At 59.7% G+C, this 15,764-nt stretch carries 10 protein-coding genes; 1 reads left to right on the top strand and 9 read right to left on the bottom strand.

Going from position 1 to position 15,764, the window contains the following annotated elements:
* Positions 1 to 39: 39 nt before the first annotated feature.
* From hflX to CAF74_RS12000, 7 genes are all read right to left on the bottom strand, one after another.
* Positions 40 to 1,341 (bottom strand): ribosome rescue GTPase HflX, encoded by a 1,302-nt coding sequence (gene hflX, locus CAF74_RS12030; protein ID WP_085746508.1) that lies wholly within the window; start codon positions 1,339 to 1,341, stop codon positions 40 to 42.
* 12 nt (positions 1,342 to 1,353) lie between these two features.
* Positions 1,354 to 1,614, bottom strand: a complete 261-nt coding sequence (gene hfq / locus CAF74_RS12025; protein WP_007902656.1) for an RNA chaperone Hfq — start codon at positions 1,612 to 1,614, stop codon at positions 1,354 to 1,356.
* Positions 1,615 to 1,707: 93 nt separating this feature from the next.
* Complete coding sequence (gene miaA, locus CAF74_RS12020) at positions 1,708 to 2,679, bottom strand: tRNA (adenosine(37)-N6)-dimethylallyltransferase MiaA (protein ID WP_085746507.1); 972 nt, start codon at positions 2,677 to 2,679, stop codon at positions 1,708 to 1,710.
* Positions 2,679 to 4,586, bottom strand: coding sequence for a DNA mismatch repair endonuclease MutL (gene mutL, locus CAF74_RS12015; RefSeq protein WP_085746506.1), 1,908 nt, complete (start codon positions 4,584 to 4,586; stop codon positions 2,679 to 2,681). Before mutL ends, miaA begins: the two co-directional genes overlap by 1 nt.
* Positions 4,583 to 5,968, bottom strand: a complete 1,386-nt coding sequence (locus tag CAF74_RS12010) for an N-acetylmuramoyl-L-alanine amidase (protein ID WP_371857334.1) — start codon at positions 5,966 to 5,968, stop codon at positions 4,583 to 4,585. The genes mutL and CAF74_RS12010 overlap by 4 nt, the downstream gene beginning before the upstream one ends.
* Positions 5,969 to 6,019: 51 nt before the next feature.
* Complete coding sequence (gene tsaE, locus CAF74_RS12005; protein ID WP_007950729.1) at positions 6,020 to 6,490, bottom strand: tRNA (adenosine(37)-N6)-threonylcarbamoyltransferase complex ATPase subunit type 1 TsaE; 471 nt, start codon at positions 6,488 to 6,490, stop codon at positions 6,020 to 6,022.
* Positions 6,478 to 7,977 carry an NAD(P)H-hydrate dehydratase gene (locus CAF74_RS12000; RefSeq protein ID WP_085746504.1) on the bottom strand — a complete coding sequence of 500 codons (1,500 nt, stop codon included), beginning with the start codon at positions 7,975 to 7,977 and terminating at the stop codon, positions 6,478 to 6,480. Before CAF74_RS12000 ends, tsaE begins: the two co-directional genes overlap by 13 nt.
* Positions 7,978 to 8,040: 63 nt before the next feature.
* Between CAF74_RS12000 and queG the strand changes: the two genes are divergently transcribed.
* A complete protein-coding gene (gene queG, locus CAF74_RS11995) occupies positions 8,041 to 9,111 on the top strand; it encodes a tRNA epoxyqueuosine(34) reductase QueG (protein WP_085746503.1) in 1,071 nt (356 codons plus the stop codon).
* Between the two features lie 9 nt (positions 9,112 to 9,120).
* On the opposite strand, the gene CAF74_RS11990 is transcribed toward queG, so the two are convergent.
* Positions 9,121 to 10,611 (bottom strand): leucine-rich repeat domain-containing protein, encoded by a 1,491-nt coding sequence (locus CAF74_RS11990; RefSeq protein ID WP_085746502.1) that lies wholly within the window; start codon positions 10,609 to 10,611, stop codon positions 9,121 to 9,123.
* Between the two features lie 343 nt (positions 10,612 to 10,954).
* Complete coding sequence (locus tag CAF74_RS11985) at positions 10,955 to 15,718, bottom strand: RHS repeat-associated core domain-containing protein (protein ID WP_256578368.1); 4,764 nt, start codon at positions 15,716 to 15,718, stop codon at positions 10,955 to 10,957.
* Positions 15,719 to 15,764 lie beyond the last annotated feature (46 nt).

Raw genomic sequence — 15,764 nt, 5'->3', positions numbered from 1 at the left:
GAATGCCTGCCGTTGCGGCACAACCGCTTTGCCAGGCTTTTATTGCAAAGTGTGTTGCTCGATGAACTCCGTCGGCACAACGCCTTCACGACTCACCAGTCGATTGAGCTCCGAGCGTGGCAATCGAACGGCCAGCAAGCTGACCCCTTCTTCGTCGTGTTCTTCTTTCTGTACCGCGCCCAGTTCGAAGAACTGCGCACGCAGACGCGCGAACCGCTGAGGCAGGCGCAAGGTTCCCACGAACAGGTCGCTGCCCAACAACTCGGCAATCGCCTGCTCGAGCAATTCCAGACCGGTGCCATCACGCGCCGACAGCCAAACCCGCTGGGGCTTGCCGTTTTCATCGCGCTGGATTTGTGGCTCAACGCCTTCAAGCAAATCGAGTTTGTTATAGACCTCGAGGATCGGCAAGTCCTGGGCACCGATCTCGCCCAGCACTACCATCACCTGCTCGATCTGCAACATGCGATCCGGTTCGGCCGCATCGATCACGTGCAGCAGCAGATCGGAGTTGCTCGACTCTTCGAGCGTAGACCGAAATGCCTCGACCAGTTTGTGTGGCAAGTGGCGGATGAACCCTACCGTGTCGGCCAGGACAATCGGCCCCAGGTCGTCCAGATCCAGACGGCGCAGGGTCGGGTCGAGCGTGGCGAACAGCTGGTCAGCCGCGTACACGTCGGACTTGGTCACGTTATTGAACAGCGTGGACTTGCCGGCGTTGGTGTATCCCACCAGAGACACGGTAGGGATATCCGCACGCGAGCGGCCACGACGCGACTGTTCGCGCTGGCTGCGCACTTTTTCCAGACGGCCCTTGATCTGGCGCAGGCGAACCCGCAGCAGTCGCCGGTCGGTTTCGAGCTGGGTTTCACCCGGGCCGCGCATGCCGATACCACCACCTTGACGCTCAAGGTGAGTCCAGCCGCGAACCAGCCGGGTGCTCATGTGGTCAAGCTGGGCCAGTTCTACCTGGAGCTTGCCCTCATGGGTACGGGCGCGTTGGGCGAAAATATCGAGAATCAGACCGGTACGGTCGATCACGCGACACTCGAAAACACGTTCGAGGTTACGTTCCTGACTGGGCGTGAGGACGTGATTGAAGATCACCAGATCGGCTTCTTCGGCGTGGACCAGGTCGCGCAGTTGCTCGACCTTGCCGCTGCCAATCAGGTATTTGGCGGTTGGCCGATGACGCGGCACGTTAAAAAACGCAACGGTCTCGGCGCCAGCCGAATTTGCCAGTTCCTGAAACTCCTGCGGATCTTCGCGCGCCTCAGGGTCCTGTCCATCCAAGTGAACGAGGATGACTCGTTCACCACCACCGTGGCGCTCAAAGAACAAAGGAGACTCCTATCAGGCGTTACCTGGCTCAGCGTCACCTGCTTCGGATTCGGTTGCGCTTGGCAGACGAATTGGACGAACCGGCACGACTGTAGAGATAGCGTGTTTGTAAACCATCTGGCTGACGGTGTTCTTCAGCAGGATAACGAACTGGTCGAACGACTCGATCGTGCCTTGCAGTTTGATCCCGTTCACCAGGTAGATGGAAACCCCCACTTTCTCTTTACGTAAAGTATTCAAGTAAGGGTCTTGTAGCGAATGCCCTTTTGACATGTGCCGCACTCCTTTAAGGATTCAATATAAAAAATAGGTAAACAGATGGCTTTTGCCGCCACACCCCCAAGGATAGACGGCAATTGCAAGGACTCAGCTCAATATGGAGATCGTCCCAAGGTATTTCAAGGCGCGTGGCAGATTGTCGCAATCCAGACTGTCGAGCCAGTGTAAATCTTTCCAGCTGCGCAGCCAGGTGAACTGGCGTTTGGCCAATTGGCGCGTGGCGATGATGCCCCGCTCCTGCATCTCGGCCGACGTCAGCTTGCCATCCAGGAAGTCCCAGACCTGGCGGTAGCCTACCGCACGTATAGACGGCAACCCGGCATGCAGGTCACTTCTATTACGCAGGGCTACGACCTCGTCGATGAATCCCTGTTCCAGCATATTTGTGAATCTTTGTTTAATGCGCTCGTGCAGTACCTGCCGATTAGTTGGAGCAATCGCCAGGTTCGCGACAGTATAGGGCAATTGTTGCAGTCCCGATGCGGCCGCTTCGGTACTTTGTACAGATTGTTTCAGCCGCAGTTCAGTCATGCTCTGACCGCTGACCCGGTAAACTTCCAGCGCACGACTCAGTCGTTGTGGATCGTTCGGATGAATGCGTGCCGCAGACTCCGGATCGATGACCGCCAGTTGATCGTGCAGGGCCTGCCAGCCAAGGCGTGCAGCCTCTTCTTCGATTTGCGCGCGAACCTCGGGATCGGCCGCCGGCATGTCCGCCAGACCTTCGATCAAAGCCTTGTAATAGAGCATCGTGCCGCCCACCAGCAGCGGAATTTTTCCGCGTGCGGTGATCTCGGCCATGGCCTGGAGCGCATCGCGGCGGAAATCCGCTGCCGAATAGGCTTCGGCCGGGTCGAGAATGTCGATCAACCGGTGCGGAAACTCGGCCAGCAGTTCTTTGGACGGTTTGGCGGTGCCGATGTCCATGCCGCGATAGACCAGCGCCGAATCGACGCTGATCAGCTCGCACGGCAGTACCTTGGTCAGCTCGATGGCCAGATCGGTCTTGCCCGCAGCGGTCGGGCCCATCAGGAAAATCGCTGGAGGAAGCTGGCTCATCAACGACCGCGCAGGAACAGTTTGTCCAGATCGTCCAGGCCCAGTTGGGTCCAGGTCGGTCGGCCATGGTTGCATTGACCGCTGCGCTCCGTGTTCTCCATATCACGCAGCAGGCCGTTCATTTCCGGCAGGGCCAGGCGCCGGTTGGCGCGGATCGCGCCGTGGCAGGCCATGGTGCCGAGCAATTCGTTCAGATGTGCCTGGATCCGGTCGCTGGTGCCGTATTCCATCAAGTCCGACAGCACATCACCCACCAGACGGTTGGCTTCGGCCTGCTTGAGCAGGGCCGGAATCTGCCGGATGGCCAGGGTTTCCGGGCCAAGGCGCTGCAATTCAAAACCGAGGCGCTGGAACCACGCCGCATGTTCTTCGGCGCAATCGGCCTCGCGCTGACTGACCGCCAGCGATTCCGGCACCAGCAGCGGCTGGCCGCTCAGGCCTTCGCTGGCCATGGCGATCTTCAGACGCTCGTACATGATGCGCTCGTGAGCGGCGTGCATGTCCACCAAAACCAGGCCTTGGGCGTTCTCGGACAGAATGTAGATGCCCTTGAGCTGCGCCAGCGCATAGCCCAGCGGCGGAATGTCTTCCTGACCGGCTGGCAATGCATTGGCGTTGGCCTCGGGAAGCGGCGCAAAAAACTCGCGGTACGCGGCCTGGGCCTCGGCTACCGGCACGCTCGATTGCGGACGCGGCGTGTATTGATACTGATAAGCGCCGCCAGCGCTGGCACCCGACGAGGTATTGAACGCCGGTTGCGCCTGCGGCTGCTCCAGCAGCGCATTGGCCGCCAGACGCATTTCGCCCTGCGGCCCGAACTCACCGGCTTCAAGGCCGGTTGGCCGGACGATCGCGGTGGTGACCGAACCGGCAAGCTGATCTTCCGGCCTCACATCGCCGAGGGCACGGTGTAAGGTGCCATAAAGGAAGTCATGCACCATGCGCCCGTCACGGAAGCGCACTTCGTGTTTGGTCGGGTGTACGTTGACGTCTACTGCTGCCGGGTCGACCTCGAAAAACAGCGCGAACGTCGGGTGCCGGCCATTGAACAGCACATCGCGATAAGCCTGACGCACCGCGTGGGCCACCAGTTTGTCGCGCACCGCACGGCCGTTGACGAAGAAATACTGCAAGTCCGCCTGACTGCGGTTGAAGGTCGGCAGACCGACCCAACCCCACAAATGCAGGCCATTGCGCTCGATCTCGATCGGCAACGCCTGCTCAAGGAAGCCCGAACCGCAGATCGCCGCCACACGCCGTGCGCGCGCCGCGTCATCGTGGGCTTCGTGCAGGCTGAGGATGGTCTTGCCGTTGTGACGCAGATGGAACGCCACGTCGAAACGCGCCAGCGCCAGACGCTTGATCACTTCTTGCAGGTGATCGAATTCGGTTTTTTCAGTCTTGAGGAATTTGCGTCGCGCCGGGGTGTTGAAGAACAGGTCACGGACTTCCACCGACGTGCCGACCGGATGCGCCGCCGGCTGCACGCGGGGCGCCATGTCGCGGCCTTCGGTCTCGACCTGCCAGGCCTGATCGGCATCGCGAGTGCGCGAGGTCAGGGTCAGGCGCGCCACGGAGCTGATCGATGCCAAAGCCTCGCCCCGGAAACCCAGGCTCATTACTTGCTCAAGATCTTCCAGGTTGCGGATCTTGCTGGTGGCGTGACGCGCCAGGGCCAGCGGCAGGTCATCGGCGGAAATACCGCTGCCGTCGTCACGCACACGCAGCAGTTTGACGCCGCCCTGTTCAACATCGACGTCGATACGTTTGGCGCCGGAGTCGAGGCTGTTTTCCAGCAGCTCCTTGATCACCGAGGCCGGGCGTTCGACCACCTCACCGGCGGCGATCTGGTTCGCCAGCCGCGGGCTGAGCAGTTCGATGCGCGCAGCGTTCAGGACCTGATTCATTCTTTGGACGCCAGTTCGGTGCCGGGAATGGTCAGGTGCTGACCGACTTTCAGATCATCGCTTTTCAGATTGTTGGCGCTGCGCAACGTGGCCGGCGAAATCTGGTAACGCACGGCAATCATCGCCACGGTTTCACCCGGACCTACCCGGTGATCACGCGGCCCCTGAGCAATCTTGCCCGAATCACGCAGCCAGGCGATGTAAGTGCCCGGTGGCGGATTCTGCTGGAAGAACTGACGCACGCCGCTGCTGATCGAACGCGCCAGCGCCTGCTGGTGGCTCGCTGCCGAGAGTTTGTTTGCTTCGTTGGCGTTGGAGATGAAGCCGGTTTCCACCAGAATCGACGGGATGTCCGGCGACTTCAGCACCATGAACCCGGCCTGTTCCACGCGCTGTTTGTGCAGCGGGGTGACTCGGCCAATGTTGGTCAGGACTTTCTGGCCGACGTTGAGGCTGGAGGTCAGCGAGGCGGTCATCGACAGGTCGAGCAGAACGCCGGCCAGCATCCGGTCCTTGTCATCGAGACTGACGTTGCCGGCACCGCCGATCAGGTCGGATCGGTTTTCGCTGTCGGCCAGCCAACGGGCGGTTTCCGAAGTGGCGCCACGATCGGACAGGGCGAACACCGACGCACCGAAGGCCGCAGCAGACGGCGCGGCGTCGGCGTGGATCGAGACGAACAGGTCGGCGCCCTTCTTGCGAGCAATCTCGGTACGGCCGCGCAACGGGATGAAGTAGTCGCCGGTACGGGTCAGTTCGGCGCGGAAGCCTTTCATGCCGTTGACCTGACGCTGCAACTCGCGGGCGATCTGCAGTACCACGTCTTTCTCGCGCTGACCGCGAGAACCGGACGCACCCGGGTCTTCGCCACCGTGGCCGGCGTCGATCACCACAATGATGTCGCGCTTGCCGGCCGGGGCCGGTGGCAGTTTGATCGCAGGCTCGGCCGGGGTGACCGGCACCGCAGGCACGGTCGCAACCGTTGGGGTCGGCGCAGGTGTCGGCGGTGGTGCGGCGTCAGCCGGGTTGTCGAACAGATCGACCACCAGACGGTTGCCATATTGCGCATTCGGCGCCAGCGAGAAGCTTTTCGGGGTGACGGCTTTTTTCAGGTCGATGACCACCCGCAGGTCGGTCGGCGTACGTTGGGCCGAGCGCATGGCGGTGATCGGCGTATTGGCGGTCTGCACATTCAGCGGCGCGCCGAGGGTGGCGCCGTTGATGTCGATCACCAGACGATCCGGCGCGGTCAGCGTGAAGACGCTGTGTTGCACCGGGCCTGTCAGGTCGAACACCAGTCGCGTGTTGTCCGGCGCCCGCCACAGGCGCACGCTGTTGACCTTCGTCTCGGCCACAGCGTTGACGGTTACTGCCATCAACATCAGTCCAGCGGCAGCCACCAACGCGCGAAAGCGCATACCTAACCCCATCATTCAATTGGTTTCCAATGCCAAAGCGGCACACCAGGCCTCGCCGCGCGAGCCCTGGGATAAAATGGTCAGCGAACGTCCGCTGTCTTGCGGGCTAATGGTAATGGTCAGGTCAGGCTTTGGCAAAAAGCCTGCACCTTTATCGGGCCATTCGATCAGGCACAGGGCGTCGTCTTCGAAATAGTCGCGAATCCCGAGAAACTCCAGCTCTTCCGGATCGACCAGGCGATACAGGTCGAAGTGAAACGCCCGGACGTCACCGATCTCGTAGGGCTCGACCAACGTGAAGGTCGGACTTTTCACCGCCCCCACGTGCCCCAGACCGCGAATGATGCCCCGCGACAGCGTGGTTTTGCCCATCCCGAGGTTGCCTTCGAGAAAGATCAGACCATGGCCCTGGGTGATACGGGCGATGCGTGCGCCAAAGTCGCTCATGGCCTGTTCATCGGCCAGGTACAGGGTTACTTCAGACACGGTGCATGCTCCTCCAACAACTGACGAATGGCTGGAATCAGATCACTGGCCGCCAGCCCACGGCCGAATTTACCTTGTTGCGCCCCAGCGTTGGCGTGCAGCCAGACCGCCAGACACGCCGCGTCGAACGCATTCATACCTTGGGCAAGCAGCGCGCCGACCAGACCGGCCAATACATCGCCAAGACCGGCAGTAGCCATGGCCGGATGGCCTTGATGACACAGCGCCAGACGACCATCGGGATGAGCAATCAGACTGCCTGCGCCTTTGAGCACCACCACCGCTGTATATTTTTCGCTCAACGCCAGCGCCGCCGCCGGACGATCGGCCTGCACCTCGGCAGTGCTGATCCCCAGCAGCCGCGCCGCCTCTCCCGGATGCGGCGTGATCACGCAATCCTTGGGCAGACTGACAAAACCGGAGGCCAGCAGGTTCAGTGCATCGGCATCCCACACCTGCGGCAGCGAGGCATTGGCAGCGGCCGACAACAGCGCCCGCCCCCAACTCGCCTGCCCAAGCCCCGGCCCGACCACCAGCATGGACACCCTTTCCAGCAGCCCCATCAATTGATTGGCCGAAGAAGTGCCCAGCACCATGGCTTCCGGCACCCGGCTCAACGCCGCCGGCACATGTTCCGGACGGGTCGCCAGCGAAACCATCCCGGCCCCGCTGCGCAACGCACTTTCGGTGCTCAACAGAATTGCTCCGCCAAAACCGTGATCGCCGCCGATCAGCAGCACATGGCCAAAACGCCCCTTGTGCGCCGCCGGCGTACGGGCCGCCAGACGCGGCAGGTTAATCGCGTTGAGACGTTGAGCGGCGGCTGGAATGTCAGTGAAGTTTTCGGCCGAGGCCTGCAGATCGTTAAACAGCAGTTCGCCGACGTGATCCGCCGCCGCGCCCGTGAACAGCCCGAGCTTCAGGCCGATGAAAGTCACGGTGAGGTCAGCGCGCACCGCATCACCCAGCGCATGACCAGTGTCGGCGCACAATCCGGAAGGAATATCGACCGCCACCACCGGCAGTCTGCTGGCATTGATCGCCGCAATCGCAGCGGCATAGGGCTCACGCACGTCGCCGCTCAGGCCGGTGCCAAGCAACGCGTCAACAACGATGCCGCGCAACTCGCAGGACAGATCCCAAGGGGCAATCGAGACACCGGCGGCTACGGCTTCGGCGTGCGCCACGGCAGCATCGCCCTTCAAACGCTGCGGGTCGCCGACAGCCAGCACCTGAGCCTGCCAACCCGCCCGATGCGCGAGCGCCGCCACCAGATAACCATCGCCGGCGTTGTTGCCGTGCCCGGCCAGCACCGTCAATTCATTCGCGGCCGGCCATTGGCGTACCAGTGCGCGCCAGGTGGCATGGGCGGCACGCTGCATCAATTCGAAGCCCGGCGTGCCGGCGGCGATCAGCCGTGCGTCGAGTTCGCGCACCTGCGCGGCACGGTACAGCGCGTCGGGTAATTGATCTTTAGTGTGCGGCATGCGTCTTCGGGCTCCGATGTCTGGCAGAATTATACGCACCTCAGCTCCGGTTTCTCTCGCCTCATGTCCGCCATCACCACAGATCTGCCTGCCCTCGCCCAATCCATCAAGGACTGGGGCCGCGAGCTGGGCTTCCAGCAAGTCGGCATCAGCGGTCTGGATCTGGCCGAGCATGAGCAGCACCTGCAACGCTGGCTCGAGGCCGGCTACCACGGCGAAATGGATTACATGGGCGCCCACGGCAGCAAACGCTCGCACCCCGAAGAGCTGGTGCCGGGCACCTTGCGCGTAGTCTCACTGCGCATGGACTACCTGCCGGGCGACACGCAAATGGCGCAATTGCTGGCAAAACCGGAAAAGGCCTACATCTCGCGTTATGCCTTGGGCCGCGATTATCACAAGTTGATCCGTAAACGCGTTCAACAACTGGCGGACAGGATTCAATCAGAGATCGGCCCGTTCGGCTTCCGCGCCTTCGTCGACAGTGCGCCGGTGCTGGAAAAGGCCATCGCCGAACAGGCCGGGCTGGGCTGGATCGGTAAAAACACCCTGGTGCTGAACCGCAAGGCCGGCAGTTACTTCTTTCTCAGTGAGCTGTTCGTCGACCTGCCCCTGCCGGTGGATGAACCCCACAGCACCGAACACTGCGGACGCTGCACCGCGTGCCTCGACATCTGCCCGACCAACGCCTTCGTCGGCCCGTATGTGCTGGACGCGCGACGCTGCATTTCCTACCTGACCATCGAACTGAAAAACGCCATCCCCGAAGACCTGCGACCGCTGATCGGCAACCGGGTGTTCGGCTGCGACGATTGCCAGATCTGCTGCCCGTGGAACCGCTTCGCCCGCCCGTCCGGCGAAAGCGATTTCAAGCCACGGCACAATCTGGACAATGCCGAACTGGCCGAGCTGTTCTTGTGGGATGAAGACAAATTCCTCAGCAGCACCGAGGGTTCGCCGTTGCGCCGCGCGGGTTACGAGCGTTGGCTGCGCAATCTGGCGGTGGGATTGGGCAACGCGCCTTCAACGATTCCGGTGCTGGAAGCATTGAAGGCGCGACGGGATCATCCGTCAGAGTTGGTTAGAGAACATGTGGAGTGGGCGTTGCGCCAGCATCTCGATGAAAGTACGTGATGCCCTCACTCACGAACTCTCCACACCACTGTCCTCACCTTCGAAGTCTAAAATCTGCGGTTGTATCTGGTTTTCTCCATCAACTTGAATCAGGACTCTCCTATCCAGGCCAGCGGCCTCGATATAGGCACTGACTCGCTGCAGAGTGGCCTCATCCAGCGGATTGTTTCGAAAGTTAAAATTGACCTGTTGAATATCCGGCACCTCAAAAAGTTCGTCTGGCAAGTGTTCAATTTCGTTATTGCGCAGATCGGCAAATGCCAGGCTTTCGCTTTCAAATAGCCCGACAGGCACCTCGTTCAGCCCCGTATCCGAGAGATAAAGACTGTCCAGGCGCCTCATGAATCTGAGGTCGGGCGACAGCCCGAGCGGGTTGTTGCTCAAGTCCAGCAGCGTCAGTTGTTCAATGTGGGCGAGGCCTTCGACGCTGGCTTCGGTGAGCCGTATGTCACAGTTGTCCAAGGTCAGCGTCACCAGTTCCCTCATCTGGTAAACCTCAACGGGAAACGATTTCAGGGCAAAGCCCGACAGGGTGAGATACCGCACACCCGGAAAACTCGCGAGAAAGGCGCTGTCTTCCAACGGGGCAGTGCTGGTCAGACTCAACTCGCGAACATGGCTGAAATCCGCCGACAAACGAGGCAGGCTGCCAAGTACATCGAGATCGTAATCCAGCGTCGATGGCGAATACGGATTGGCGCTGGTTGCCTTCCGGGACCAATTGTCCTGAAGTTCCTGTGCAAAACGCTCTCGGCTTGTTCTCTGCACGCCAATCTCGGTACTTGTCAGGGGCAACCCCGTGACCGGGTGCCGGGACGGCACCTGCCCGGCCCACGCGCCAAGATCCTTCAACAGAGTGAAGTATTCCGCTTCCAGCCGGGCCACTGCCAGCAGCGGATCACCCGTCAATCGCTCGCGGTGCATGGAAGTCCGAGCATCCTGGGCCATGGTCGGAAACAACGCTGCCAGACGCTCATCTACATTGCGCGCCAGCCCCGACGGGGCATCGCCTCGATCCAACGGGTTCCCTGATGCTATAGGGTGCCAGTACCTGCCCTCGGCGTCCGGCTCCATCAGCGGACCGGAAGCCTTGAGTTCTCTGGCGACCGTCGCGCGAAAAAGGCCGCTTTCGGTATCCCGAACCACTTGTACGAAATGATCGTCGGAAACAGCCACATACTGGCGCTGCTTGAACTCCCGAACGCCCTGCGCATCGACCTCGCCGAGATTTTTTCGGGCGGGCACCCGGTAGTCCGCGAAAGAAGTGGGCGAGGCAACTCCCGCTACTTCATTGATCGCGAAAAGCTCCACGCTCGGCCTGGGATTGGTTATCTGCGCCGTCGTGACAGGATCCGGCAGGAAAAGAGACGGTCGCGGATCCGGGCGATGCGGCAGGGCTGAGAGGGGAGAATCCCCTCTGGGCACACGATGAGAACCATCGGCAGCAGAGTCATTTATTTTGCTGGAGCCAGGTTTGATCCTGGGTGATTTGTCAGCCATGAAACTCTCATCCTTGAGATTGGGTTGCACTGATAACGGAGTGCTACGCGAACCGTATCGAACGCGCAGGTCAGTCAGCCAAACCTGAATTGTCTGGCCCTCGAAAAACCATCATACCGCCGTGCTTGCTGCGCACTGTCGTACATATGTCTACCGCATGAGCCTGCATGCTCACACTGCAGCCTGGAGGCGCGTTGATTGCCTGATCAGTAAATTAAAGAGAAAAGGCGCCTTCAGCGATTCCTCTTGGAACCACCGAAGGCGCGACCGGATCATTCCTCAGAGTGTATCCGGCAAAAGCACGAGTGGGCGCTGCCCTCCCGGCCATGGCACGCCAGGCCCATCAAGCGCCTCGAACGGTATGACCAAACGCATGCATGGTTACCGTCCGGGTGTCATGGTTCGCAAAGAAAAACAGACGTGTGGCCTGGTTAAGCCTGATTTCCGTGTAACCCGTGTCATTGAAGTAACCTGGGTCGCGGAGCTGACGCGGGTTGGGAGACTTGAAAGGGACCATCTCATTGTAATAAGTCTTGCCCCCAAGACCATTTGCAGCTTCGCTTGGAGACTTTCCTCCGTCCTTGATTGCATCCTTGAAACGGAAGAATTTATCCCTTGAAATGTCATCAAGGTCTTCGAAGCCGGGAATGGCGCCTCTTCCTGTTTTTTGACCATCTACCGTCCCTCTGAAGCCCTGTGTCTTGTATGTCCATTTTCGTGGACCTGCGCTCGTTCCCGAAGTGCTTCGCCCCCCCATTCCACTCGCCATGGCTCTGGCGGCCTCGCGAGGATTAGTGCTCAACCCTGACTTGAAAGCCCCCGCCAACCTGCTGGCACCTTTGATAGCCTGACCCGCCAGGCCGGCGCCAAGGGATGCCAACCCAAGTCCCAGACTGATGTAGCCAAGGACGTCACCCGCCGAAGAATCCGGGGCCAGTTCATGAGCCAGCTCGCTGGCGATAGCGGTAACACCCGAGGCGACTCCCAGCCCGATGGCCAGCACACCCAGTGGCGAGGCCGCTCCCAGCGTCAGAAAACTCACCGCAGTCCCCAGTGCTGCTAGCGCAACCCCGGCAATCGACTGCCAGGAAACATGCCCCGTAGGATCCACTCGGTTAACCGGATCGCCAAGGCAATAGGCGTAAGCATTCAAGCCGCCTGCATCGAACGGACTCAGGCTGTCCGGGCTGATGAAGCGCATCAGTGTCGGGCTGTAGGCCCGGTAACCATTGCCCAGCAGATACAGACCGGTGACCTCATCCAGTTGCTCGCCATTGAAACCCGCCTGACTGAACAGGCCTCCCTCGACAGGCCGATGCCCGTAGGGACTGTAGGCGCTGTCGAGCGATTGTTCGCCATGCGAGCGACTCAGCACGCTCTGCTGCTGGTCAGCCCCGAAAAGCCGGATACCCGCATCCGCTCCCAGTTGCTGCTGTCCCAATATCAGACGGCCGTGTCGCACGACACTGCGTGATTCAGGACCACTGACTTCGTTGCTCATTTTGTTGTGGTGATAGAAGCGCTGCACCGCCGACTTTCCGGATTGCGACAGCTCGACCAGCCGATCGAAGCCGTCGTATCGGTAACCACGCAGGACCTCCCCACGTGAATCGATAACCTGAGTCAGGCGGCCAAACGTGTCGTAGGCCAGAGTACGGCCCTTATCGTCCTTGATCATCCGGCCGTTGGCGTCGTATTCCAGGGTGACCGGTGCCGGATAGTCGGCATGAGAATGTTGAACCCCGACCAACTGGGCCGGATCCTGTTCGCTGAAACTGAACGTCGTCACGTTGACACCCAGAGGGAACGTGGTTTGCAAGGAGAGAATGTTATCCAGCGCATCGAACGTGAATGTTTGCTGGATAATTTCCTTGCCATAAGGGTCCCGCGGTCGCTGGATCCCTTCACAGTCGTACTGGATGAGTCGACCGCGTGCATCGTAAGAAAACCGCTCATCGCGCAACACCATGAAGCCGCGTTTGAGAACCTTCTGCGCCAGCTTGCCCGTCACGGTGTAACTGGAGCTCAGCGTTTGAGAGGGTAACCCGTTGACTTCAAAACGGCGGGTCAGCTCACGACCGATATCATCGTAGGTCAGATGCGTGAGGATATGATGCCCGGACAGGGTATCCCGGGTTTCGATCCGCTCAAGCAAACCAGCCTTGCCATAGAAGTATCGAGTTTCTATCGGGCCTTGCCTGTGCAAGGTTTCGCGCCCCCAGATGTCGTACTCGGTTTTGTGCCGCGTGCCCGATACGTCCACGTGTTCCAGAGGGCGCCCCGCCAGCGAGTAGGTATGGGAGGTCGTCCGGCGCTGCCCGTCAAAGCGGGTTGTTTCCGACTTCAGACGCCCGGACGGAAAGTACTCGAACAGATTCTCACGTCCTTGCTCGACGCAACTTTCCATTCTGCCGTTTCGTTCATCGTAGGTGAAACGGGTAAGCCCTCCGCCTCCTGTTAGCGCTTTGCGCTCAGTCAAGGCGCCACCCGGACCCGATGAATAAACAAGCTCGGTCGTTTCCCCTGCCGCACTCGTGTGCGATGTGGGCTGAGTCTTGCCGGCCGGATAAACTGCAACTGACTTGCGCCCGCCCACCGAAAGCTCGGTCAGCCGATTCAAACCATCGAAGACTTGCTGCCCCAACAGTTTCCCGGCGACTCTGATCGCGACCGGCAAAACCTCGGTGCTGTGGACGGCAAAATCGGTCTGCACCGCATGCCCGTCCGGCAAAACACTGCGAAACAGTCGATCGTACGTATCGTACTCATAACCGGTCCTGTTCCCGGCGGGGTCGGTTTGACTGATCGTTCGACCCAATCCGTCGTACTCAAAGACGGTTTTGCCAAGGCTTTGCGCCTTGAGGTCGAAGACTTCAAGGCTGTCCGGCTTGCCGAAGGCATTGAAGACAGTGACAGTTTTACCCAGGCCTTGCTGCCAGCGCTTCTGCTGGCGAGCCACCGGGTCGAACTCGTTATACTCGACTCGCCCGTCGGCATGGCGAGTCTCCTTGATCTGACCCCAGTTGTCGTAAAACACCTGCGATTTCACAGGACGTGCAACACCGTCCCACCAGTCGGTGCGGGTCTGCTCAGTCAGTCGTCCGACCCCATCATGGAGCGCGGCATAGACCGCTCGCATCGGAAATGAGCCTGCCGGATCCGGGTTGTCGCAATCCTTTTCTTCAACGCCTATGACCCTCCCCAACGCGTCATAGGTAACTTTTTGCATGCCTCCCGACGGATCGGTCAGAACCACCGTGGCCGGCACGTCTACCTTGGCCGTTTCGTGACGCCATTGATACGAAGCAACATTCGTCGTGCCAGAGACAAGCGTCTTGCGTACACGACGTCCAAGCTTGTCGTATTCGAATGTAACCACACTGTCGTCAGCATCGCGCTCGGACAGCGTCAAACCACTCAGGGTGGAAAGCGTTTGCTCGGTCGAACTCGCTGTACCGTCGAACCCCTGCAAGGTTGTCTTCAGCCGCAAGGAGAAATCGTCGGTCGTGTAGGCATGCTTGATACAAGTCGTCGTGCCGTTGCGAGTGACCTTCTGCTGCTCCAGGAGGCCGTGTGTAAGAGGGTTGTCCGGTGTTTCCAGATAAGTCAGCGCAAGGGTCGAACGAAGAACTTCGCGATCTGCGACCCACTCGAAAGATTTTTCCTCGACAGGCACCACACTGGCCAGCGTCCCGCCCTTGAGCACGGAGAGCAAGGCATAGCGATAACGCGTGACGATGGACGCACCGCCACCCGTCGCGGGAGCCACGGTTTTTTGCTTCAGGAAGCGGACAAACTCCAGCGGATCCGCTGGACAATCCGGTGTCTGGGTCGCCGGATAGTATTCAAACCGCGTTGTCACCCCGTCCGCCCCGACCTGTTTGAGCAGGTTGCCGATGGCATCGTATTCAGTGACAGAGGCCTCGGAACGCTTCTCTTTTGTCGTCAGGTCCTCGTAAGTCAGGGTCTGGACTTCAGGCATCCGGAACTGCGCGGGCTGCTGGGTGAAAGGCAGTCTCACGTCACAGTAGTACCGCGTTGCAACTGTTGTTTGCGCATTACCGCAAGTGGTCACCTCGGAGATCAACAAATGGAACTTGTTGTAGGTTCGCTTGATACGGGTGTGGACTTTGTTCCCGACAATCAGCCGCTCTTCGCTGGAGTACTGATAGCCCCCCACGGCGCGGAAAAGAGGATCGCCATCGTCCTGGGGATCCGCTGCAACGCCGTGCCCAAGGTAATTATGGTCCGAATAGGTGTAGATCTTGCTGACCTTCGGTTGCCCGTATCTGGCGTAAATATCGTGGGCAATGACGCAAGGCAGGCTTTGATCACCCTCGACGGTCGGAAATAGATGGCCGACTTCCTTGTAGCGAATGTTTTCCACGGCACCCAGGGGCGATTCAACTCGGGTCAGATAACCGTCTGCGTACTGCAGCTTCCAGCCCCCACCTTCCGGCAAATCGATGGCGTTGACCTGATCGTTTCTGAGCGTCAGAGCAAACTCAGCGCTGGAGGGCGTCTCCGGATGCCGGGTCAGAATCACCCTTGTGTCTTTGCGGGCGATCTTGAGCAACGTTCTTTGGAAGTCGCTGATCTCGATCAGCATCGGCTGCTCATTGAACGTCCTGTACTTCAGGGAAATACTCACGCCATTGGCTGCGAATATCGTCTCGGGAACCGCGATGTTGGTCGCCCCATGGACCCTGAGCACTTCACGTCGACCATCCTTGTATCGGATCTCGTATCGTCCATCAGCAGTTTTCAGAACCTTGGCGCTTTCCAGCTTCATTTCCTTGAAATGCAAGGCTCCCCGCGACTCGACAGCTTTGTAGCGCTCGCCGCTGGAGAACGTCATAACCTTACTGCGCAAGTCATAATGGGTGATCGACAAGGACCAGCCAGCGCCATAACCGGCATTGCGCGAATTCAACGGATTGAAATTCAACGCAAGATTGAATGAAGGGCCGTTAAGGTCGACGGACTGAATAGACCCAAGGGATAACGAACAGGTATAAACGCCGGTTCTGGGATCGACCCCGCCGGCTACAAAATCACCAAAATTGAATGCATTCGAATGCACGGACTCCGGAGAGTGGTTACTCATAACTAACATCCCGTCATTTATTTGCGACAAACTGTTTGTGCAAGAA

The sequence above is a fragment of the Pseudomonas sp. R45(2017) genome, from assembly GCF_002112305.1.
Lineage (GTDB): Bacteria > Pseudomonadota > Gammaproteobacteria > Pseudomonadales > Pseudomonadaceae > Aquipseudomonas > Aquipseudomonas paraglycinae.
The sequence above is the reverse complement of the archived record's forward strand: the minus strand, read 5'-3'. Positions and strand labels throughout refer to the sequence as shown.

What these genes read in the sequence shown, in the direction of transcription:
- hfq (WP_007902656.1), bottom strand. Translation starts at nt 1,614, where the DNA reads ATGTCAAAAGGGCATTCGCTACAAGACCCTTACTTGAATACTTTACGT.
- miaA (WP_085746507.1), bottom strand. Translation starts at nt 2,679, where the DNA reads ATGAGCCAGCTTCCTCCAGCGATTTTCCTGATGGGCCCGACCGCTGCG.
- mutL (WP_085746506.1), bottom strand. Translation starts at nt 4,586, where the DNA reads ATGAATCAGGTCCTGAACGCTGCGCGCATCGAACTGCTCAGCCCGCGG.
- CAF74_RS12010 (WP_371857334.1), bottom strand. Translation starts at nt 5,968, where the DNA reads ATGTTGATGGCAGTAACCGTCAACGCTGTGGCCGAGACGAAGGTCAAC.
- CAF74_RS12000 (WP_085746504.1), bottom strand. Translation starts at nt 7,977, where the DNA reads ATGCCGCACACTAAAGATCAATTACCCGACGCGCTGTACCGTGCCGCG.
- queG (WP_085746503.1), top strand. Translation starts at nt 8,041, where the DNA reads ATGTCCGCCATCACCACAGATCTGCCTGCCCTCGCCCAATCCATCAAG.
- CAF74_RS11990 (WP_085746502.1), bottom strand. Translation starts at nt 10,611, where the DNA reads ATGGCTGACAAATCACCCAGGATCAAACCTGGCTCCAGCAAAATAAAT.
- CAF74_RS11985 (WP_256578368.1), bottom strand. Translation starts at nt 15,718, where the DNA reads ATGAGTAACCACTCTCCGGAGTCCGTGCATTCGAATGCATTCAATTTT.